16 protein-coding genes are annotated in these 20,627 nt (G+C 70.5%); 6 read left to right on the forward strand and 10 right to left on the reverse strand.

Annotated features, from left to right (window positions below):
* Nucleotides 1-6: 6 nt before the first annotated feature.
* Together BJ992_RS23440 and BJ992_RS23445 are read right to left on the reverse strand one after the other, a co-directional pair.
* Entirely contained in the window at nucleotides 7-507 is a 501-nt protein-coding gene (locus BJ992_RS23440) for a GNAT family N-acetyltransferase (RefSeq protein WP_184984481.1), read from the reverse strand.
* Nucleotides 507-2,072 carry a helix-turn-helix transcriptional regulator gene (locus tag BJ992_RS23445; RefSeq protein WP_184984483.1) on the reverse strand — a complete coding sequence of 522 codons (1,566 nt, stop codon included), beginning with the start codon at nucleotides 2,070-2,072 and terminating at the stop codon, nucleotides 507-509. The genes BJ992_RS23440 and BJ992_RS23445 overlap by 1 nt, the downstream gene beginning before the upstream one ends.
* A gap of 293 nt (nucleotides 2,073-2,365) precedes the next feature.
* On the opposite strand from BJ992_RS23445, the gene BJ992_RS23450 reads away from it, so the two are divergent.
* The 4 genes from BJ992_RS23450 to BJ992_RS23465 all read left to right on the forward strand — a co-directional run bounded on the left by BJ992_RS23450 (nucleotide 2,366) and on the right by BJ992_RS23465 (nucleotide 6,154).
* Nucleotides 2,366-2,659, forward strand: coding sequence for a hypothetical protein (locus BJ992_RS23450; protein ID WP_184984485.1), 294 nt, complete (start codon nucleotides 2,366-2,368; stop codon nucleotides 2,657-2,659).
* Nucleotides 2,660-3,115: 456 nt separating this feature from the next.
* Nucleotides 3,116-4,117 carry a mechanosensitive ion channel domain-containing protein gene (locus BJ992_RS33160; RefSeq protein WP_184984487.1) on the forward strand — a complete coding sequence of 334 codons (1,002 nt, stop codon included), beginning with the start codon at nucleotides 3,116-3,118 and terminating at the stop codon, nucleotides 4,115-4,117.
* Nucleotides 4,118-4,151: 34 nt separating this feature from the next.
* Entirely contained in the window at nucleotides 4,152-4,541 is a 390-nt protein-coding gene (locus BJ992_RS23460) for a globin domain-containing protein (protein ID WP_184984489.1), read from the forward strand.
* A 47-nt stretch (nucleotides 4,542-4,588) separates the two neighbouring features.
* Nucleotides 4,589-6,154, forward strand: a complete 1,566-nt coding sequence (locus BJ992_RS23465; RefSeq protein WP_184984491.1) for a glycoside hydrolase family 13 protein — start codon at nucleotides 4,589-4,591, stop codon at nucleotides 6,152-6,154.
* A 57-nt stretch (nucleotides 6,155-6,211) separates the two neighbouring features.
* On the opposite strand, the gene ettA is transcribed toward BJ992_RS23465, so the two are convergent.
* Both ettA and BJ992_RS23475 read right to left on the reverse strand, forming a co-directional pair.
* Nucleotides 6,212-7,876, reverse strand: coding sequence for an energy-dependent translational throttle protein EttA (gene ettA / locus BJ992_RS23470; RefSeq protein WP_184984493.1), 1,665 nt, complete (start codon nucleotides 7,874-7,876; stop codon nucleotides 6,212-6,214).
* A 10-nt stretch (nucleotides 7,877-7,886) separates the two neighbouring features.
* Nucleotides 7,887-9,182, reverse strand: a complete 1,296-nt coding sequence (locus BJ992_RS23475) for a GGDEF domain-containing protein (RefSeq protein WP_184984495.1) — start codon at nucleotides 9,180-9,182, stop codon at nucleotides 7,887-7,889.
* 314 nt (nucleotides 9,183-9,496) lie between these two features.
* On the opposite strand from BJ992_RS23475, the gene BJ992_RS23480 reads away from it, so the two are divergent.
* Together BJ992_RS23480 and BJ992_RS23485 are read left to right on the forward strand one after the other, a co-directional pair.
* Nucleotides 9,497-10,090, forward strand: coding sequence for a winged helix-turn-helix domain-containing protein (locus tag BJ992_RS23480; protein ID WP_184984497.1), 594 nt, complete (start codon nucleotides 9,497-9,499; stop codon nucleotides 10,088-10,090).
* Nucleotides 10,091-10,534: 444 nt separating this feature from the next.
* A complete protein-coding gene (locus tag BJ992_RS23485) occupies nucleotides 10,535-12,178 on the forward strand; it encodes an MFS transporter (RefSeq protein WP_184984499.1) in 1,644 nt (547 codons plus the stop codon).
* A gap of 9 nt (nucleotides 12,179-12,187) precedes the next feature.
* Here BJ992_RS23485 and BJ992_RS23490 read toward each other — a convergent pair whose 3' ends face one another.
* From BJ992_RS23490 to cobT, 6 genes are all read right to left on the reverse strand, one after another.
* Nucleotides 12,188-12,694, reverse strand: coding sequence for a single-stranded DNA-binding protein (locus tag BJ992_RS23490; protein WP_184984501.1), 507 nt, complete (start codon nucleotides 12,692-12,694; stop codon nucleotides 12,188-12,190).
* A 551-nt stretch (nucleotides 12,695-13,245) separates the two neighbouring features.
* Nucleotides 13,246-14,895, reverse strand: a complete 1,650-nt coding sequence (locus BJ992_RS23495; RefSeq protein WP_246496757.1) for a GTPase — start codon at nucleotides 14,893-14,895, stop codon at nucleotides 13,246-13,248.
* Nucleotides 14,892-17,117 (reverse strand): GTPase, encoded by a 2,226-nt coding sequence (locus BJ992_RS23500; RefSeq protein ID WP_343072817.1) that lies wholly within the window; start codon nucleotides 17,115-17,117, stop codon nucleotides 14,892-14,894. The genes BJ992_RS23495 and BJ992_RS23500 overlap by 4 nt, the downstream gene beginning before the upstream one ends.
* On the reverse strand, nucleotides 17,114-18,349 hold the full coding sequence (cobA, locus tag BJ992_RS23505) for a uroporphyrinogen-III C-methyltransferase (protein WP_184984503.1): 1,236 nt from the start codon (nucleotides 18,347-18,349) through the stop codon (nucleotides 17,114-17,116). Before cobA ends, BJ992_RS23500 begins: the two co-directional genes overlap by 4 nt.
* Nucleotides 18,350-18,395: 46 nt before the next feature.
* Nucleotides 18,396-19,436: an agmatinase gene (gene speB, locus BJ992_RS23510; RefSeq protein WP_246496758.1), complete on the reverse strand. Its 1,041-nt coding sequence runs from the start codon at nucleotides 19,434-19,436 to the stop codon at nucleotides 18,396-18,398.
* A gap of 87 nt (nucleotides 19,437-19,523) precedes the next feature.
* On the reverse strand, nucleotides 19,524-20,624 hold the full coding sequence (gene cobT / locus BJ992_RS23515) for a nicotinate-nucleotide--dimethylbenzimidazole phosphoribosyltransferase (protein WP_184984505.1): 1,101 nt from the start codon (nucleotides 20,622-20,624) through the stop codon (nucleotides 19,524-19,526).
* Nucleotides 20,625-20,627: the final 3 nt, after the last annotated feature.

Below are 20,627 nucleotides of genomic sequence, written 5' to 3' on the forward strand. Positions count from 1 at the left end.
GAATTATCAATGGTGCCCCAAGACCTCCGACGAGAATCGCGTGGTCACCGGCTTCTCACCGTAAACCACCATAAGTCCACCCTGTTGTTCGCGGCGGACCTCCTGCCAGCCGAACTTGCGGTACAGCTCGAGCGCCGCCCCCTGCGCCAGGGTCGTGTCGCCCCGCAGCCAGGTGTAGCCGAGCCGGGCCGCGGCCTCCTCCAGCGCCTCCAGCATGCGGGTGGCGAACCCGCGCCGCTGGAAATCGGGATGGACCCGCAGCCGGCACACCTCGGCGGTCTCGTCGTCGACCCGCCGCAGCGCACCCATCGCCATGATCCGGCCGTCCACCTCGCCGACCAGGAACTCGCCCCGGTCGGCCAGGTAGATCTCGATGATGCGCGGCATGTCGTCCTCGTAGTACACGCCGTCCCCGGCGACGATGCCGACCTGTGCCAGGCATGTGCGGTGCAGTTCCCAGACGGCGTCAAGGTCCGACCAGCGATACCGCCTGAGCCGCATCGTCATCAAACCTCGGCTCCCATGGGGTTCTGCGGTTCCGGCTCCTTGGGTGCGGTGACCTTGGCCTGGAACTCCTTCAGGCCGGGGATGTCCCCGCAGCGCAGCTGGATGGCGCGGGCCAGGTCGACCGCGCGCCGGATGATGATGTCGGTGCGGAAGGAGTCACCGACCCGCCGTATGGCGTCCTCACCGATGCGCAGCGCCTCCTCGCCGTCCCCCTCCAGCAGGCGGCAGTGCGCGCGGTCGAACCGGATCAGGGTCTGGTCGAGCAGGTCGCCGTCGTACTTCTCCAGCGCCTGCTCCAGGATCAGGTCGGCCTCCAGGGTCTGGCCGAGCCTGGCCAGCGCGTCTCCCTGGTGGAAGTACAGCTGGCGCTCGGTGTAGCCGAAGACGGTGTCCTCCTGCTGCGCGGGTGCCATCTGCGCGAACGCGGCCCGCGCGCGGGCCAGTGCGCGCTTGGCCTGGTCGACGACGTCCTTCTTGCCGCCGGCGTTGGCGAGCATGGACAGGGCACGCGCCTCGACGACCGGGGCCATGGCCTTGGCGGCACACGGGGTCTGGCCGGCCAGGTCGCGGCTCTTCTTGGCGAGCGTGAGCGCCTCACGCGGGTCGCCGTAGAACAGCGGGACCAGGGCCTCCCGCGCGGTGACCCAGGCGCGCAGCGCGCGGTCGCCGGTCTCGTCGGCGGCGCTGCGCGAGGTGCGGAAGAACGACCGGGCCAGGCGCTGGTCACCCAGGTCGATCATGATGATGCCGGCGAGGCCGGACAGGCGCGCGGCGAGCGCGCACAGGCGTTCCTGGAGGTCGATGGGCTGGTGGCGCTCCATCGCCTGCCGGACGGTGCTGAACTCCAGCAGCACGTCGCACAGCTGGCGCATCGGCGGGGTGTTCATGTACTGGCGGCCGAAGGACGCCGCCGACTCCTCCCAGTGGTCCAGCATCGCCGGCGAAACGGTCGTCGAGACCAGGGTCTCGTCCATGCGGCGCCTGATGTTCTCGGCCGCATTGATCACTTCGGGGTTCAGCGGCACCGAGGCGCCGGCGATGACCCCCAGCAAAGTCCTGCGTAACACGTTCTCGTCCTCCTCACCCCCGTCCGCGGACGGATCGCCGGGTGGTTTCACCCAAAGCTCGCGAGAATCGGGGGAATTGTCGGGTTTGGCCTCTTGGAGGCCGCCCCGCACGACGCCGGGCATGCGGTGGCCGTGACCACAGATGCATGGCCCGTCGTAGCCGAGGGCGACCGGTTCGACCCGGTAGACGGAGCACAAATAGTGGAGATACTCGGGACCCGGCCTCTTGAGACCGCTCTCGTACGCGCTGAGGAGCGTCTCGCCGATGCCGGGCATCGGTTTGCCGTCGCGTTCGAACAACGCACGGACCTGCTCGATGACGTCGGCAAGCGCGATACCATGAGCCAGCCGGTGAGATTTAATGCGTGTTGTCCCGAAATGGGGACCACACTCTTCGTGAATCTCCTCGGCGATTCGCGCCGTGGTCCGACCCACCGCGAGCCCACGCGCCCGGGTGCGCCGCGCCAACTCCGTTTCCTTGTGCTGTCTGCCGGACATACCGGCCCCTCCTTCGTGACCAGGCACGCCTGACCACTTGTTCCGACCGGTCCCACCTGCGGCGACACGGCGACTAGCCCGGGTTTTGCCGCGTCCTGTTAAGAATGATGGACCAGATTTGACTGAGCGTGAATGGACTGTTAGAGCCACTGGCATAGAATCGTCCCCCGCCGGGGACCTTCTTTCAACCCACTTGAAATAACTCCTTACCCATCGGATGACGGCCGTTCGTTGACCGCGTCGGCGGGGTCGGTCAGATTTGGCCACGCACCCGCGAATCACCCTCCCGAATCATGACTGCACAAGGAAGGCTCGATGTGGACGACGGCTTCCGGCACCTGGAACGGTTGGTGGACGAACTCGACGCACGGGGACTTCTCGCCCGGGTCGTACGCACACAGTCAGGCCGGCCCTTCGTCCGGGTGATCAACCCGAGGGCCACGAGCCTCGCGGAGAACGTCACCTGCCGGCCGCAGGCCTCCCCCGTCTACTACTGGTGGTCCTGGGGCGAGCGCATGCACCGCGCCGACGATCCCGCGGGAGCCGCGACCAAGGTCGCCAGAGTGCTGGCCGCGGTGTCCGACTAGGCAGCGCGCGGGACCGGCAGGCCGCCCGCCTCCAACCGCGTCCCGCCCCCTGGCCGTCCACCGCGGCTATCCGGGCCGGCGGGGTGCCCGGTGCGGAGCGGTCGTACGGCGTGGCGACACGCGCGTACGGCCGCTGGGCACCCCGCCGGTTCCCGGCGAAGAGAACCACCGGGCCCGAACCTCCATCCGGGTCCGGAGGAGGCCGGGGATCCGTCCCCGGCCGGAGACGGCACGAGACACGCTTCCGGGTGCGTGTCCCGCGCCGGGTCCGCCGTCACCGGGGTTCCCCGGCCCGCCCTCCGCGGCCCCGGGCCCGGGTACTCCCGTCTTCCCCGGCGCACCGTGACGGCGGCCGGGCCGGTCGGCGAGCGCAGTCTGGTCAAGTACCGTTTTCTCTAGGTCAAGACCCGCGACTGAGCCGCCGGCCGGTCCGATCCACAAGGAGGATTCACCCGCGTGTCCCCGCTCGTCCCGGACCCTTCGCCGACACCCGAACCGTCCCCGCTCAACCTCGAAAAAGGACTTGAGAACGCGTTGAGCGGCTGCGAGACCGGTAGTGGCAAGGACGACCCGATCTGTGCGGCGCTGCTCCACTGGCTTCCGGCCGGCTGGGCTTCGCCGGTGGCCTGGCTGGTCGGCCTCGTGATCATCATCATCGTCGCGCTTCTGGTGCGGGCCGTCCTCCAGCGGCTGATCGACCGGGTGATCCGCCGGGCCGCCGAGGGCCTGCGGCCGGACCGCGCGCGCCAGCGGCAGGCGGATCAGGACATGTCCCCCACCGCGCTGCTGCTCAACGAGCGCCGCCGCCAGCGGGCCGAGACACTCGGCACGGTGCTCAGCAGCCTTGTCTCGGTGGTGGTCTTCGGCACCGCCGCGCTGATGGTCCTCGCGCGGCTCGGGCTGGACCTGGCCCCCGTGCTGACCAGCGTCGGCATCCTCGGGGTCGCCGTCGGCTTCGGCGCGCAGGAGCTCGTCAAGGACTTCATCGCCGGCATGTTCATGCTGCTGGAGGACCAGTACGGCGTGGGTGACCATGTCGACACCGGCTCGGCCGTCGGCACGGTCGAAGCCGTGACGCTGCGCATCACCCGGCTGCGTGACGCCGACGGCCGGGTCTGGTACGTGCGCAACGGCACCATCACACGGGTCGGCAACGAGTCGCAGGGCTGGTCCCGCGCGCTGCTCGACGTGCCGGTGGCGTACGACGCCGACGTGAACGGCGTGCTCGACCTGCTCCAGCAGATCTCCACCGAGATGTGGGAAGACCCGCAGCTGCGCGACGTGTCCCTGGTCGAGGAGCCGCAGGTGTACTCCCTCGAGCAGCTCTCCGACAAGGCGATGATCTTCCGCATCACCGCCAAGGCGGTGCCGGCGCACCAGGCCGAGGTGGCGCGCGAGCTGCGCATGCGGGTCAAGCGGGCCCTGGACCGCGCGGGTGTCCCGCTGGCCGGCGTCTGAGAAGGACCACCGGAGCGTGGGTACCCTTGGAGGCGTGTCCGCTACTCCGCAGGAATCCGAGTCGTTCTACGACGCCGTCGGCGGCGCCGAGACGTTCGAGCGCCTCGTCGAGCGCTTCTACGAAGGGGTCGCCGAGGATCCCCTGCTCCTCCCGCTGTATCCCGAGCCGGACCTCACCGGGGCCAAGGAGCGGCTGCGGCTGTTCCTGATCCAATACTGGGGCGGGCCCGGCACTTACAGCCAGACCCGCGGTCACCCCCGGCTGCGCATGCGCCACGCGCCGTTCGTCATCGGCGAGGCCGAGCGCGACGCGTGGCTGCGCCACATGCGCGACGCCGTCGACTCCTTGGGCCTGGCCGCCGATCAGCGTGACCGGCTGTGGAAGTACCTGGAGTACGCCGCGCAGTCGCTGGTGAACTCCTAGGCGACCCCGCGTCCGTTCACCAGGGTGATCGACGCATAAGTGGGCCGATGAGGGGGACCCCACCACTTGTGACACATTCCCCTATCCCTTGGTGGCGTGACGCCGTCGTCTACGAGATCTACGTCAGGAGCTTCGCCGACGCCTCAGGAGACGGCGTCGGCGACCTGCGAGGCATCCGTTCCCGTCTCCCCTATCTCGCCGCGCTCGGCGTGGACGCGGTGTGGCTGACGCCGTTCCAGCCGTCCCCCATGGCCGACGGCGGCTACGACGTGGCCGACTACCGCGATGTCGACCCGCTGTTCGGCACGCTCGACGACTTCGACGCGATGGTGTCGGACGCGCACGAGCTGGGACTGCGGGTGATGGTGGACATCGTGCCGAACCACAGTTCGTCGGCGCACCGGTGGTTCCAGGAGGCCCTCGCGGCTCCGCCGGGTTCGCCGGCCCGCGACCGGTACGTCTTCAGGGACGGCGACCGGCCGCCGAACAACTGGACGTCGGTGTTCAGCGGCCCCGCGTGGTCCCAGGTACCCGACGGCCAGTGGTACCTGCACCTGTTCGCACCCGAGCAGCCCGATTTCAACTGGCGCAACCCCGAGGTGCACGAGGAGTTCCTCGACGTGCTGCGCTTCTGGCTCGACCGCGGCGTGGACGGGTTCCGCATCGACGTCGCGATGGGCCTGTACAAGGACATCGGCCTGCCGGACATACCGGAAGCCGAGGAGGGTTTCCGGTCCCGCTCCCCCATCTGGAGCCAGCCCGAGGTGCACGAGGTGTACCGCGCGTGGCGCAAGGTGCTGGACTCCTACCCCGGTGACCGTGCCGCCGTGGGTGAGGTGTGGACCGACAGCGCCGAGGACCTCGCGCGTTACGTCAGGCCCGACGAGCTGCACCAGAGCTTCAACTTCGCCTGGTTGGAGGCGCCGTGGTCGGCCACGGCGTTCCGCACCGTGATCGACCAGACGCTGGCCGCGGTGCCGGCACCCACCTGGGTGCTGTCCAACCACGACGTGGTGCGGCACATCTCACGGTACGGCGAGGGGTCCCTCGACCCGGAGGCCGGCCCGGCACGAGGCCGCGCCGCGATGATGACCATGATGGCGCTGCCGGGGTCGGCGTACCTGTACCAAGGTGAGGAACTGGGCCTGCCGGAGGTGAAGGATCTTCCACCGGAGGCCCGGCAGGATCCGATCTTCGCGCGGTCCGGCGGCGAACTACCCGGACGGGACGGCTGCCGGGTGCCACTGCCGTGGTCGGGCACGGCCGAGCCGTTCGGCTTCTCCCCCGAAGGCATCCGGCCGTGGCTGCCGCAACCGGCCTCGTGGGCCGCGCTCACCGCCGAACATCAGGAGGCCGACCCGGTGTCGACCCTGGCGTTCTACCGGCGGGTCCTGGCGCTGCGCCGCACCCTGCGCGCGTCGCTGCCAGGCACGATCACCTGGCTGGAGTCGCCTGAGGACGCACTGATCTTCTCCAGAGGCGACCTGATCTGTGCCGTCAACTGCGGCGAGGACACCGTGCCGCTGCCGCCGCACCGCGAGCCGCTGCTGAGCAGCGGCGGATACGCGCCGGACGCACTGCCGCCTGACACGGCCGTCTGGCTTCGTGCCTGACCCTGGCCCGTCCGGGTCCCCCGCGCGGGAGACCCGGACGGACCCGGACGGACGCGGTCAGTCGCGGGTGAGCTTGCGGTAAGTGACGCTGTGGGGACGCGCCGCCTCAGGGCCGAGGCGCTCGACCTTGTTCTTCTCGTAGTCGGCGAAGTTGCCCTCGAACCAGAACCAGTTGGAGCCGCCTTCCCACGCGAGGATGTGGGTGGCGGTGCGGTCGAGGAACCACCGGTCGTGCGAGGTGATGACCGCGCAGCCGGGGAACTCCAGCAGAGCGTTCTCCAGGCTGGACAACGTCTCGGTGTCGAGGTCGTTGGTCGGCTCGTCGAGCAGCAGCACGTTGCCACCCTGCTTGAGGGTGAGCGCCAGGTTGAGCCGGTTGCGCTCGCCACCGGACAGGATGCCGGACGGCTTCTGCTGGTCGGCGCCCTTGAAGCCGAACGCCGCGATGTAGGCGCGGGACGGCATCTCGACGTGGCCGACCTTGATGTGGTCCAGCCCGTCGGAGACGACCTCCCAGACGTTCTTCTTGGGCTCGATGCTGGCGCGGCTCTGGTCGACGTAGGAGATCTTGACGGTGTCGCCGATGGTGATGGCGCCCCCGGTCGGGGACTCCTCACCCATGATCATGCGGAACAGGGTGGTCTTGCCGACGCCGTTCGGGCCGATGATGCCGACGATGCCGTTGCGCGGCAGGTCGAACGTGAGGTTCTCCATCAGCAGGCGATCGGCGAAACCCTTGGTGAGGCCGTCGGCCTTGATGACCGTGGTGCCGAGGCGCGGGCCCGGCGGGATCTGGATCTCCTCGAAGTCCAGCTTGCGGTACTTGTCGGCCTCGGCGGCCATCTCTTCGTACCGCTGCAGACGAGCTCGGCTCTTGGTCTGGCGGGCCCTGGCGTTGGAGCGCACCCACTGGAGCTCGTCCTCCAGGCGCTTCTTGCGCTTGGCGTCCTTCTGGCCCTCGACCTTGAGGCGGGCCGCCTTGGCCTCCAGGTAGGTGGAGTAGTTGCCCTCGTAGGGGTAGCAGCGGCCGCGGTCGAGCTCGAGGATCCAGGTGGCGACGTTGTCCAGGAAGTAGCGGTCGTGGGTGACGGCGAGGACGGTGCCGGGGTACTTCTCCAGGTGCTGCTCCAGCCACTGCACGCTCTCGGCGTCCAGGTGGTTGGTGGGCTCGTCGAGCAGCAGCAGGTCGGGCTGTTCGAGCAGGAGCTTGCACAGCGCCACCCGGCGCCGCTCGCCACCTGACAGCTTGGTCACCTCGGCGTCCGGCGGGGGACAGCGCAGCGCGTCCATCGCCTGCTCCAGCTGGCTGTCGATATCCCACGCGTTGCGGTGGTCGAGCTGCTCCTGGAGCTTGCCCATCTCGTCGAGCAGCTCGTCGCTGTAGTCGGTCGCCATCAGCTCGGCGATCTCCTCGAAGCGCGCGCGCATCGCGAGGGTCTCGGCGACGCCTTCCTGGACGTTGCCGAGGACGGTCTTGGACTCGTTGAGCGGGGGCTCCTGCTGGAGCATGCCGACGGTGAAGCCTGGCATCAGGCGCGCGTCGCCGTTGGAGGGCTGCTCCAGGCCTGCCATCATCTTCAGCAGGGTGGACTTGCCTGTGCCGTTGGGGCCCAGCACACCGATCTTGGCTCCGGGCAGGAAGTGCAGCGTGACGTCGTCAAGGACCACCTTGTCGCCGTGCGCCTTCCGCACGCGCTGCATGGTGTAGATGTACTCGGGCATGTCCTTAAGCCTAGGGGATTCCGCCCTGGGAGTTGTCCTCCCTGCCGCGCTGGGGGGGCACCGGTGCGACCGGCAGGCAGATGCGGTCGCGGCCGAGCTCCTTGGCCCGGTAGAGGGCCAGGTCGGCGGCGGCGAGCAACTCGATCAGATCGTCGCCGTGCACGCTCAAGATGGCCACCCCGACCGAGATGGTCACGGTGATCAGGGCCTCCTCGACCGGGATGGCCATGCGGCCAACGCGGCCCCGCAGGCGCTCGGCCACCCGGCGGGCCTCGGCGACGTCGGCCCTCGGCAGCAGCACCACGAACTCCTCGCCACCGAACCGGCCGACGACGTCGTAGTCGCGGAGCTGGCTGCGGACGGCCGTGGCGACGCCGGCGAGCACCTGGTCGCCGATGAGGTGGCCGTGGTTGTCGTTGACCCGCTTGAAGTGGTCGATGTCGACGATGAGCAAGGCGAGGGTCTCGCCGGTGCGGCGGGCCCGGACGATCTCGGTGTCGGCCTCGCGCTGCCATGCCGTGGCGTTCAGCAGGCCGGTCTTGGCGTCGGTGCGCGCGGCGGCCTTGAGCTGCGCGTGCAGCAGGCTGCGCTGCAGCAGCACCACCGGCGGGAGAGTGAGCACGAGCAGCAAGGGGCTGATGCCGCAGACGATGGCCACCAGCACCCCGAGGCACAGCTCCACGACGTCGAGCAGCACCCGCTCGCGGTCCCACAGGACGTCGCGCAGGCGGGTGTCAGGGTCGGACAGGACGGCGGCCGCGGCGACCAGCGCGGTGTTCAGCACCGTGAACAACACCGCGCACGCGACCGCGAGCAGGAGTGTGGCCGTCCCCAGATGGCCCGGCCCGCGACCCATGCCGTGGAAGCACAGTGAGGCCGCCACGGCGGCCAGCCCGATGGCCGCCGCGCTGAAGACCCGGCGGTACACCACGGTCGGCTTCACCCGGACCTGGAGCAGGAACTGGAGCGGCAGCGGCGCCAGTAACGCGTACACCGGTGGCAGCAGCAACGCCACCGGCAGCCACCACGCCGACAGCAGGTCGCGTGAAACCCCCGCCGGCAGGCCGAGCCGCCGCGTCGCCTCGATGCAGACCGCCCCGCATCCCATGAGCGCGAGGAAGGTCAGCACGTCCTCCCACCGGAACGGCGTGGCCCGCGCCAGCCACACCCCTGCCGCCACCGCGAGCCCCACCGTGCCGCAGAGATAGAGCACCAGCGTGCCCGGCTGCCTGAGCAGCGGCCACCGGTCCGCCAGCGCCACTCCCCCGCGCCGCACGTCGATCGAGCTCTCTCTCGGCGCCGTCATCACATCCCCCAAGGCAGTGTGTCCGACCTGGATTGTCCGCGATCTCTACCTTTACGCCTCACGATGAGTAACACAATAGTCGCAGACTGTGCCCCCTGCGAAGAGAACCACTACACCGACCCAGCCACCCAACCCCCTCCACCACCTCTGCCCCACAGTCCCCACCCGTCCGACCCGGAAACCCCGGCCACCGCCAGAAGCGCACCCCACGACACGACGCACCTCCCGCTTCGCGCACCTCGATCTCGCGCACCTGATCCTCAAAATCCGAAAATAAAATTGCGAAAATTATCCTTCGCATCTAGGGTCGACGTATGGGACCAGAGCGCGAACCCGAGCGGATCACCGACCTGACCCGGCTGAAGGCGTTCACCAATCCGCTGCGGCTGAGGCTCTACCGCCTGCTGTACGCCGCAGGCACCGCGACCGCCTCCCAACTGGCCGAGCAGGTCGGCCAGACCCCGTCACTCGTCAGCTACCACCTGCGCAAACTCGCTGACCACGGTTTCGTCGCCGAGGCAGGCGAGCACGGCTCCGACGGCAGGGAGCGGTGGTGGCAGGTGGCCTCCGAGGACGGCTGGTCCTTCCGCGACTCGGACTTCAGCGCCACCCCCGAAGGCGCTGCAGCCGCCGTCACCGTGGCCCGCGGCGTCTTCGAGACCCGCGTGACCCAGTACCGCACTTACCTCGACCAGACCGCCGCCTGGGCCAAGGACTGGACCGACGCCGCCTTCAGCTCCGAATGGCTCATGGAACTGACCCCCGACGAACTCGCCGAGATGAGCGCCGAACTCGCCGCCGTGACCCGCCGCTGGCGCGAACACGGCAAATCCGCCAAAGCCGCCGGCCACACCCAAAACCGCGAACACGTCGCCACCCACCTCTACGGCTTCCCCTTCCGAATCTGACCCCTCCCCATCCCCCCAGAACCCGACCCCCTCAAGAACCCGACCCCGACCACATCCCCACCGTTCCACCACTTCCGACCCCTCCCGACTCCCCCAAGAACCCGACCCCGACCACATCCCCACGTCCGCCACTTCCGGCTCCTCTCCGGATCAACCCTCTCGCTGTGCCTCTCCCGGCTCACGTTCTCGATCCCAAGACGAGTTCTCATCTGGATCCGCCCCCCTTCGAGCCCTCCGGATGAAGGGCTCGCTCGATCCGGTCACGACCCTGGTCCGGACTCCTCCCGGATACGGCTCTCGTCCGCCTGGCTCTTGGAGATGCACATGGCAACCGAACACTCCTCCCTGCACACGGACACCGACTCCGCAACTGCGAGCACCACGCACTTCGCGCGCATCGGTGACACTGAACCGCCGGGTTCGCGCGCCGGCGACTCACCGCCGGTGAGTGCCACCGATCCGCCGGCCACGAACGTCACCGTCACCGCTCCGCCGGACACGGACATCGCCGACGCCGTTCCCGCCTACCGGGACGGGAACGTGCTGCGGTGGCTCGCCGCTTACACCGCCTCGCTGGTCGGGGACAGTGTCTACTTCGTCGCGCTCGGCTGGTCGGCACAGCAGGTCGCGGGGGCCGCCGAGGTCGGACTGATCATGGCGGCGGGAGCGCTGCCGCGGGCTCTGCTCATGCTCGGGGGTGGAGTGGTCGCGGACAGGTTCGGGCCGCGGCGGGTGGTGATCGGCAGTGACGCGGTGCGGTGTGTGCTGATCTTGGGGGTGGCGGCGGGGATCGCGCTGACCACGCCGGCGGCGTGGCTCCTGGTGGCGGTGGCTCTGGTCTTCGGCGCCGTCGACGCGCTCTTCGTACCCGCCGTCGGTGCGCTGCCGCCGCGCATCACCAGCGCGGGACAGCTGGCGCGGGTCACCGGCATGCGGACGCTGTCGATGCGCCTCAGCCAGATAGCCGGCCCGCCGATCGGCGGCCTGGCCATGGCGCACGGAGGCACCGCGGCGACCTTCACCGTCGCCGGGCTGCTGTTCGCGCTCTCGCTCCCGCTGCTGATTCTCGTACGACTACGTCCGCTCACAGACCATGAGGAGACGACACCCACGACACCGACGGGTCGGCAGGACGAAACGGCACCCATGACACCAGCGGGTCGGCAGGACGAGACAGCACCCACGACACGCACCGGTCGGCAGGACGAAGCCGTACCCACGACAACAACGGGTCGGCACGATGAAACGGCACCCGCGACACGCACCGGTCGGCAGGACGAGACAGCATCCACGACACGCACCAGTCGGCAGGACGAAGCCGTACCCACGACAACAACGGGTCGGCACGATGAAACGGCACCCGCGACACGCACCGGTCGGCAGGACGAGACAGCACCCGCGACACGCACCGGTCCGCAACACGAGACAGCACCCGCGACACGTAGGGGTCGGTGGGGTGAAACGGCAGCCGCGAGGCGGACCGGGTGGCAGGAGTTGCTCGACGGTTTGCGGTACATCCGCGGTCATCGCCTGATCCTGCCGCTGGTCGCCGTCGGTGCCATCACGGAGCTCGGGCTGACCGGCACGCTCAACGTCGGCCTGGTGTTGCTCAACGGGGAGCGTGGCTGGGGGCCCTCGGGGTACGGCTGGATCGTGAGCGGCTTCGGTACCGGTGCGACGGCCGGTGCGGCGCTGCTCACCGTGGCACGCCGGTTGCCGCGCGCCGGTGGGGTGCTGTCCGGCACGATGCTCGTGTGCTGCACCGGAGCGGCTATGATCGGTCTGGTGCCGACGCTGCCGCTGGCCGTGGTCGCCGCGACTGTCGTCGGCCTGGCGGCCGGTGTGCATGGCGGTGTGAGCAACACACTCATCCAGACCTCGGCGGACCCTGCCTATCTGGGCCGCGTCACCTCCGTCGTGATGCTCACCGTGGTCGGGCTCGCACCGCTGAGCTACCCTCTGGTCGGCGCCGCCATCGGAGCGTGGGGTGCGACCCCGGTGTTCGTCGGCTGCGGCGTGTTCGCCGCCTTCGGCGTCGTCATCACCTTGGTCTCCGGCCACGTGCGGCGCGCGGAACTGCCGCGATAGCGCCATGGGTCAGGCCGCCAGAGGCAGCGAGGTGGTCTCCTCGGGGTCCTCTGGCGGCTCACGATGAATGGACCCGTCAGGAGCAGCAGGCAGCGCGTCAGGTGGGCCGGAGCCGGCGGAGGCCGATGAGGGCTCGGAGGCCGCCGGTGGTGCGGCGGAGTGATGTCTGGTGAAGACGGTCGTGCCGCGGCGGAGGTCGTGGCCGAGGGTCGTGGCCTCGATGTCCGCGGACAGGTGGCGCACGCCGTCCTTCTCGTAGCCGCGGATACGCAGGCGGCCGTGGACCACCACAGGGTGGCCGGGGTGGAGGCAGGCCAGAGCGTTCTCGGCGAGGGCTCGCTGACACCAGACGCTGTAGTAGGCGGTCTCGCCCTCGCGCCAGGTCTGGGTGCGGCGGTCGAGATAGCGGGGGGTGGCGGCCAGGCGGAACAAGGCGGTGGTGGTGCCGTCCTTCAGGCTGAATCGCCGGGGTGCGGTGATGACGTTGCCGCTGACGGTGAGGTAGGTGTCTTCCATGCAGGCCTCCGTGAAACGTCGCTGTGGAGGCCAGCATGCGGCACATCGTCACCTGGCGTGTCAACCGAACCGCGTTCTGTGGATAACCCGGCGGCGGGCCGGCACCGGTGAATGAGAAGCCGTTGCAGTGGCACAGCGCCTGCTCCGCCAGGGGTACGTACGGTTCCTTGGACAACTGAGCGATGCGCCGATGCCAGGACCGTGAAGAAGTCGCTGAAGTGGTTGCCGCACCGACCCCACCAGGGAGGACGAACAGTTCCTTGGACGGCTCAGCGATGTGCCGACGTCAGGGCCGTGAAGAAGGTCGCTGAAGTGGTTGCCGCACCGACCCCACCAGGGAGGACGAACAGTTCCTTGGACGGCTCAGCGATGTGCCGACGTCAGGGCCGTGAAGAAGGTCGCTGAAGTGGTTGCCGCGCCGACCCCACCAGGGAGGACGAACAGTTCTTTCGACGGCTCAGCGGCGTGCCGACGTCAGGGCCGTGAAGAAGGTCGCTGAAGTGGTTGCCGCGCCGACCCCACCAGGGAGGACGAACAGTTCCTTGGACGGCTCAGCGGCGTGCCGACGTCAGGGCCGTGAAGAAGTCGTTGTAGTGGCGTAGGGACTGTTCCACGGGGTTGACGACCTGTTCCTTGCCGACGGATGCGATGCGGCGGCGCATCTCGCGCTCCAGCGACTCGCGTTCCCTGGCCGCGCCGAGGACGACGAAGTTGCGGCTGGCTATCGCCGACAGCAGGCCGAGGCCGAGGACGCTGGCGATCATCAAGGCGACCCATGGCAGCACGGACACGTCGCTCAGCAGTTCGGGAGCGGACTCGGCGGGTCGCAGGACGCCGTAGAAGAGGATGCTGCCGGCCCACGCGACACCGGCCACGAAGAGCAGCACGAGGAAGAACTGCCAGACCTTGAGCAGGCGCCACCACGTGGGGACGCGGTCCAGGCGGGGAGCGATCTCCGCGACCTCGGTGGTGAGCACCTGCGGCAGGCGGCCGAGGTTGGCTCGCGCGGCGTCGCGTACGCCGTCGCGCCAGGCGTCCGGCATGCCGGGGGTGAGCCCGTCGGCGAGGGCCTGGACGGCGTTCTCGACCTCGGCGGGCTGTGCGCTGATCGAGGCCGCGGTGACGGCCCTGATCTCGTCGCGGAAGCTGCCGAGGCGCAGGCTGTTCACGGGGTCGGGACGCAGGCGCGCGGCCCACCGTCCGTACGGCCAGCCGACCCAGGCGGCCGAACGCGCGGCGTAGACGTTCTCCATGGCCTCGCCGACCGCGGACACGCCGACCGCGTCGCACAGCGCGTCGGTGAGTCCCTCCTGGCGGGCCGGGTCGACGGCCGGCGGCACCGACATGACCTCGGCCGGAGGCATGACCTTGGTGAGCTTGACCATCAGGCGGTCGAGGTCGGCCTCCAGGCGCTGCACGGCGCCCCGGCGCGCGGCGACCGACTCGGCCAGCACGCTCTTGAGGCTGTTCACGCCGCGGCCGGTGGTCGCCGAGGTCGGCACGATGCGCGGCCGGGCCACGCCTTCGCTCTTGAGCAGGTCCGACAGGTCGACGACGCACTCGGCGAGTTCCTCGGGGGCCAGCCGGTCGGCCTGGTTGAGCGCGAAGACGGTGACCGCCTCGTGGCCGGCGAGCTCGCGGACGTACCGGGTGTGGGTGGCGGCGTCGGCGTACTTCTGCGGGTCGAGCACCCACACGATGAGGTCGGCCATCTTGATCAGCCGGTCGGCCTCGTGGTCGGTGATCGCGCGGATCGAGTCGTGGTCGGGAAGGTCGAGCAGGATGAGCCCGTGCAGCTGGCTCTCGCCGCGGTCGAGCGCGCTGGCCCGCGCGAACCGGTGGCGCCACTGGATCTGCAGCCAGTCGAGCAGCGGCCCTGCGCCGTCGAGGCCCCACACGCAGGCGTGGGTTCGCGCGGTCGTCGGCCGCCGCACCCCGATGGGGGACAGCTCAAGCCCGGAGATGCGGTTGAAAAGCGAGGACTTGCCGCTGCCGGTGCCGCCGGCGAGCGCCACGACGGTGTGGTCGCCGGACAGCTTCAGCCGGTCACCGGCCCGCAGGAGCAACTGCCCCGCCTCGGCGAGCAACTTGGGGTCGACCCGGCCGGGTCCGAGCTCGGCGACCCTGGCGAGGGCCGACAGCCGGTACCCCAGGTCGTTGCGCTTGTCCATCGTCCCGGCACGTGCGCCGCTGACAGTCATCGGGCGACCTCTAGGTTGTACGCTGCCTGGTAGAGCCGCTTGGCCGCGGCCTCGTCGGGGATCCCCACCTCGTCGAGCACCTGCACGTACCGCAGCGTCTCCTCGTCGAACAGCACGCTGACCCGCGCGCGCAGGTCGGTGCGTGCCCTCGTGCCGATACTGCGCAGCGCCTCGGCGCCGAGCACGCCGCGCAGCAGCCGCTCGGGAAGGGTGGTCGTGCCGGACGTCGCCGCCACGTCGGAGTTGCCGTAGCCGAGCAGGCCGACCATGAACACCAGCGAGAGCGCCTCCTCGTCGAAGGCGACGACCTTGGCGACCGACCGCTTGGCCATGCCGCCGGACCGGATGAGCGCCACGACGTGCTCCTGCCAGGCCCCCACCATGCGTCCCGCGCGGCGCACCAGCTCTTCCGACGGCCGTCCGAGGCCAGGGGTGGCGGCGAGGCGGTCACCGACGCCGTCGCGCTGCCGCCACCGGTTGACGACCTCCTCGGCGGCACGCTGGGCCGCCGTGACGATCAGCGACTCGAGCCCGGCGCGCAGCGCGGTCTTGAAGGCGCGCAGCCGTGCCGGTGCCTGCTGGCCCGCCTTGGAGGCCAAGCGGCCGGGACGGCGCACGTGGACGATCTTCATGAGGTCGCCGGAGCCCGCGAAGTCCTGCCAGCGGGCCAGCACCTCGCCGCGCAGCAGCGAGCCGTCCCCGGTGACCTGGTCGATCCAGGCGAGCGCACCCATGTACGCGGCGTCCACGTCGGTGCGCAGCTCGGCGCGGAAGGCGACCTGTGCCTCCAGGTGCCGGGCCAGGGCCGGCACGCGGGCACGGAAGCTGTTCATCACGCCGTCGAGTGTGGCCTGTACGGCCTGGTCGCGGCGCTGGTCGTCGACCGACAGGTCGGTCAGCCACATGCGCAGCTCGGCGACGTCGGCGTCCGGCAGGCGTCCCGCGGTGACCGTCGACTCCTCGATGACGAAACGCTCGACGTCGCCGAGGCCGTACTCCTGGAGCATGCGCGCGAAATGCTTCTCGATCACCTCGCTGGACTTCTCCGGCACCCGGGACAGCACGATCGCGAGCCGTGCGCCGCGCTCCTTGGCGAGGCGCAGCAGCTCCCAGGCCGGCGCGTCGGCGTACCGGGTGGCGGTGGTGACGAAGATCCACAGGTCGGCGGCGTCGAGCATGCGCCTGGCGATGTCGTGGTGCCGCTCCACCACCGAGTCGATGTCGGGGGTGTCGAGCAGCGCCACGCCGTTCGGCAGCCGCTCGCTCTCGGTGAGCACGAGGGTGTCGAGAGAGGCGTCGCCGGTGGGACGGTCGACCCGCACCATGCCGCCGAGCACGTCCCCCTTGGCGTACCAGTCGCGGTCCTCGGGGTGGCACACGAGCACGGGGGTGGCCGTGGTGGGACGGCGCACGCCTGTCTGGCTGACCTTGGCGGCGGCCAGGGTGTTGACCAGCGTGGACTTGCCGGCGCCTGTGGAGCCGACGACGGCGATGAGTGCGGGTGCGGTGCTCATGTGCACGCGCGGGATGACGTAGTCCTCGAGCTGGGTGAGGATCTCGGCCTGCGCCTTGCGCGCCTCGGCCACGCCGGGGACGTCCAGCCCGAGCCGCAGGCCGGTGACGCTGTTCTTGAGCCCGGCGAGAGCGGTGGTGAGGGCCCGTGAGACGGGACGCGGCAGCGGCACCTCGCGGGTGCGCTCCGGCACGGCCTCGTCCGCCTGCGGAGGCGTGCCGTCGTCGTCCGCGGCGGCCGGCGGCTCGGCCGCGTCCTCCACGGCGTCCTCCCGCGTGGACGCGGTGTCCTCGGCGGTGTCCTCGGCGGTGTCCTCGGCGGTGTCCTCGGCGGTGTCCTCGGCGGTGTCCTCGACGGCGGTCGCGGCGGTGTCCTCGGACGGCGCCGGCACGGCGGTAGGCGGACTCTCGTCCTCGCTCTGCTCGGGGACGTCGCCGGCCTCTGCCTCCGCGCTCTGCTGTGCGTCGCCAGCCGGAGCCTCCGCGCTCTCTTGTGCGTCGGGTGTGTCACCGGCCGGGGGCTGTGGATTCTTTTCGGCCTCGGACAGGTCGCCGGTCTCCTGGCTCTCGGGTGGCCCGGTGCCGGAGACGGCCGGGAACGTCATCGTCTGCTCCTCCGGCGACTCGGGGTCCACCCCCTCGACCGCCGCGTCGGCAGGCCGTGCCGCGTGCTCGTCCACGCGACCGGCCTTGTTCGCAGTCGATTTCACGGAACCCGCTCCGCTCGTACCATTTGGATCTCCTGGCCGACCCTGACGACGTCGCCGACGATGACGATCGCCGGAGGCCGTGTGCCCGCGGCGGCAACGCGCTCCGCCACCGTGGAGAGGCTGGCGTAAAGAGCGCGCTGGGTGGGAAGAGTACCGTCCTGTACCACCATCACGGGGGTTTCCGGCGAACGTCCATCTCGTTGCAGTGTGTCAGCGATCACGGCGATACGTTCAACAGCCATCAGAAGTACCAGGGTTCCCGGTGATCTCGCCAGTCCCGCCCAGTCAACAGTTGATCTCGGATCGTCCGGCGGCACGTGCACCGAGATGACGTGGAACTCCTGGCTCACCCCGCGATGGGTCACCGGCACCCCCGCCGCGGCCGGCACGGCCACGGCACTCGTGACACCGGGGACCACGGTGACCGGGATGCCGGCCCTGGCGCAGGCGAGCATCTCCTCACCGCCGCGGCCGAACACGAACGGGTCGCCGCCTTTGAGGCGCACCACGAACTTCCCCTTGCGCGCGTGCTCGATGAGGAGCTCGTGGATGCGTTCCTGCGCGAGGTAACGGCCGTACGGGATCTTGGCGGCGTCGATCAGCTCGACGTCGGGGGCCAGCTCGTCGAGCAGGGCACGGGGGGCGAGCCGGTCGGCCACCACCACGTCGGCCTGCGTGAGGAGCTGACGGCCGCGCACCGTGATGAGGCCGGGGTCGCCTGGGCCGCCGCCGACCAGCGCCACCCCGACGGGCTTGGCGCGGTTGCGCCGCGCGTCCACGGTCCCGTCGCGCAGCGCGTCGACGACGGAGTCCCTGATGCCGGCGGCGCGGCGCGGGTCGCCACCGGCGGTGACGGCGACGCTGATCTCGCCGACCCGGCCGCTGGCGGGGGTCCACGCCGCGGACGCCTCGCGGTCGTCGGCGCGGACGCACCAGATGCGCTTGGCCTCGGCCTCGGCGGCGATCGCGGCGTTGGCGTCGCGGTCGCTGGTGCAGGCCTGCACGAGCCACGCGCCGTCGCAGTCGCCGACCTCGTACCGACGGTTCACCCAGGTGACGCGGCCCGCCGCGATGAGGTCGTCGAGTGCGGGGGTGACGTCCGGGGACACCAGGACGACCGACGCGCCGGCGTCGAGAAGCGTGGGCACCCTGCGCTGCGCGACGCGTCCGCCGCCGACGACGAGCGCACGCTTGCCGTTGAGGCGCAGACCGAGCAGATAGGGCGACGACATCAGGATCGTGTTCCCTTTCCCCGGGTTGTGGCGATGCGAGGCAAACCTACCGGCCCCCGCTCGCCTGAGGCGTGGAAAGTCTGCCGGAAAGGAGCGGCAGGCGCGGATCCCATGGCTCTCCCCCGGCGGCGACCGCACGGCGGCGCGCCATCGCCGACAGCGCCTCCAGGATCACGCGGTTGCCGAGGAACGCCGTGATGTCGGCGTGGTCGTACGGCGGGGCGACCTCGACGACCTCCATGCCGGCCACCGGGAGCTCGTAGCACAGGCGCCGCACCGAGTCGAGCAATTCCCTGGCGCTCAGGCCTCCCGGCTCGGGGGTGCCGGTGCCGGGAGCGTGGCCGGGGTCGCACACGTCGATGTCCACCGACAGGAAGACGGCGTCGCAGCCGTCCAGGGCCCGCGCGGAGGCCTCGGTCAGGCACTCGGCGAGGCCGCGTTCCACGATCTCGGTCATCTCGTACGACCGCATGTCCTGCCCCGCCATCCAGTCCAGCGTCTCGGGGCCGGGCCAGTAGCCGCGCAGGCCGATCTGCAGGAACCGGTCGCCTCTGATGGCGCCGGACTCGATGAGCCTGCGCATGGGCTGGCCGTGGCCGTGCAGGTGGCCGAAGTCGATGTTCCCCGTGTCGGCGTGCGCGTCGAAGTGGATCATGGAGACGCGGCCGTACCCGTGGTGGCGCGCCACGCCGCGCGCGTCCGGCAGCGCGATGGTGTGGTCGCCGCCGAGCACCAGCGGGATCGCGCCGGAGGCCGCGACGGTGTACACGGCCTCCTCGATGTCGGCGATCGACTTCTCGATGTCGCCGGAGTAGCACTCGACGTCCCCGGCGTCCAGCACCTTCAGGTCGCGCAGCCCGTCGGTGCGCATGGCGAGGCTCGGCCGTGAGCCGTCGTGCGGCAGGTAGCACGCCTGCCGCAGCGCCATGGGACCGAACCGTGCGCCTGGCCTGTTGCTGGTGCCGCCGTCGAACGGCGCGCCGAGGATGACGACGTCCGCGTCCGCGTACGTCCCGGGCTCCGCGAGATCGCAGCGCTCCACGCCGAGGAAGGTGATGTCGGGGCCGAACATCGGGCCGTAGCGCATCGCAGTCCAATCATCCTTAACGGCGAGTTGTCACTATATCGCCGCGACCGGGTAAAGCCTTCTGGTCATGCGCCGACACTCTCCCGGTCAGGTCGCCTGGGCTTCTTTGTCCGTGACGCCGGCCGAGTCGAAGGTGGCGACGTCGTGCATGACCCGGGCCGCGGCGGCGACGAGCGGGTAGGCGAGCAGCGCGCCGGTCCCCTCGCCGAGGCGCAGCCCGAGGTCGACCAGGGGGGTCAGCCCGAGGTGCGCCAAGGCGATGGCGTGACCGGGCTCGGCCGACAGGTGGCCCGCCACGCAGTGGTCGGCCGCGGCGGAGGAGAACGCGGCGGCGGCCAGCGCGGCCGAACCGGCGATGACCCCGTCGAGGATGACGGGGACCCGTGCCGCGGCGCCGCCGAGCACGAACCCGGCGAGCGCGGCGTGCTCCAGCCCGCCGACGGCGGCGAGCAGGCGCAGCGCCTCGGCGGCCCCGGCGGGACGGTCGCCGGCGCCGTCCGGCGGCAGGCCGTTCACGGTCAGCGCGCGGCGCACGGTCTCGATCTTGCGGGTGAGGGTGGCGTCGTCCACTCCGGTGCCCCTGCCGGTGGCGCGAGCGGGGTCGCTGCCGGTGAAGGCGCAGATCAGCGCGGCCGACGCCGTGGTGTTGGCGATCCCCATGTCACCGGTGACCAGGCACCGCGCACCGGCCGCCACCAGGTCGCCTGCCACCGTGATGCCTGTCTCGACCGCGGCACGCGCCTGGTCGAGCGTCATGGCGGGACCGAGGGTCATGTCGGCGGTGCCGGAGGCGACCTTGCGGACGACCAGGCCGGGGCCGGGTGGCAGCTCGGTGGCGACGCCGACGTCGACCACGGTGACCGACGCGCCGGCCTGCGCGGCGAAGGCGTTGGCGACCGCGCCACCGGCGAGGAAGTTGGCCACCATCTGGCCGGTGACCTCCTGCGGCCACGGGGTGACCCCCTGAGCGTGCACACCGTGGTCGGCGGCGAAGATGGCGAGCGCGGCGGGAACCGGTAACGGCGCGGGACACGTGCCGGCCGCCGCCGCCAGACGTACCGCGACGTCCTCCAACGCGCCGAGGGAGCCGCGCGGCTTGGTCAGCCGGTCCTGGTGAGCGACCGCCAGCGCTCTGGCGTTCCGGTCGGCGGGGTGGATCTTCGCGAGCGTCGTCTCCAGCAGTCCCATGAA

Source organism: Sphaerisporangium rubeum (genome assembly GCF_014207705.1).
GTDB lineage: Bacteria > Actinomycetota > Actinomycetes > Streptosporangiales > Streptosporangiaceae > Sphaerisporangium > Sphaerisporangium rubeum.

Coding starts and splice junctions, on each gene's coding strand:
- cobT (WP_184984505.1), bottom strand. CDS start 20,624: ATGGGACTGCTGGAGACGACGCTCGCGAAGATCCACCCCGCCGACCGG.
- BJ992_RS23480 (WP_184984497.1), top strand. CDS start 9,497: ATGGGACCAGAGCGCGAACCCGAGCGGATCACCGACCTGACCCGGCTG.
- BJ992_RS23465 (WP_184984491.1), top strand. CDS start 4,589: ATGAGGGGGACCCCACCACTTGTGACACATTCCCCTATCCCTTGGTGG.
- speB (WP_246496758.1), bottom strand. CDS start 19,436: ATGCGCTACGGCCCGATGTTCGGCCCCGACATCACCTTCCTCGGCGTG.
- BJ992_RS23445 (WP_184984483.1), bottom strand. CDS start 2,072: ATGTCCGGCAGACAGCACAAGGAAACGGAGTTGGCGCGGCGCACCCGG.
- ettA (WP_184984493.1), bottom strand. CDS start 7,876: ATGCCCGAGTACATCTACACCATGCAGCGCGTGCGGAAGGCGCACGGC.
- BJ992_RS23450 (WP_184984485.1), top strand. CDS start 2,366: ATGACTGCACAAGGAAGGCTCGATGTGGACGACGGCTTCCGGCACCTG.
- cobA (WP_184984503.1), bottom strand. CDS start 18,349: ATGTCGTCGCCCTATCTGCTCGGTCTGCGCCTCAACGGCAAGCGTGCG.
- BJ992_RS23475 (WP_184984495.1), bottom strand. CDS start 9,182: ATGACGGCGCCGAGAGAGAGCTCGATCGACGTGCGGCGCGGGGGAGTG.
- BJ992_RS23440 (WP_184984481.1), bottom strand. CDS start 507: ATGACGATGCGGCTCAGGCGGTATCGCTGGTCGGACCTTGACGCCGTC.
- BJ992_RS23490 (WP_184984501.1), bottom strand. CDS start 12,694: ATGGAAGACACCTACCTCACCGTCAGCGGCAACGTCATCACCGCACCC.
- BJ992_RS23495 (WP_246496757.1), bottom strand. CDS start 14,895: ATGACTGTCAGCGGCGCACGTGCCGGGACGATGGACAAGCGCAACGAC.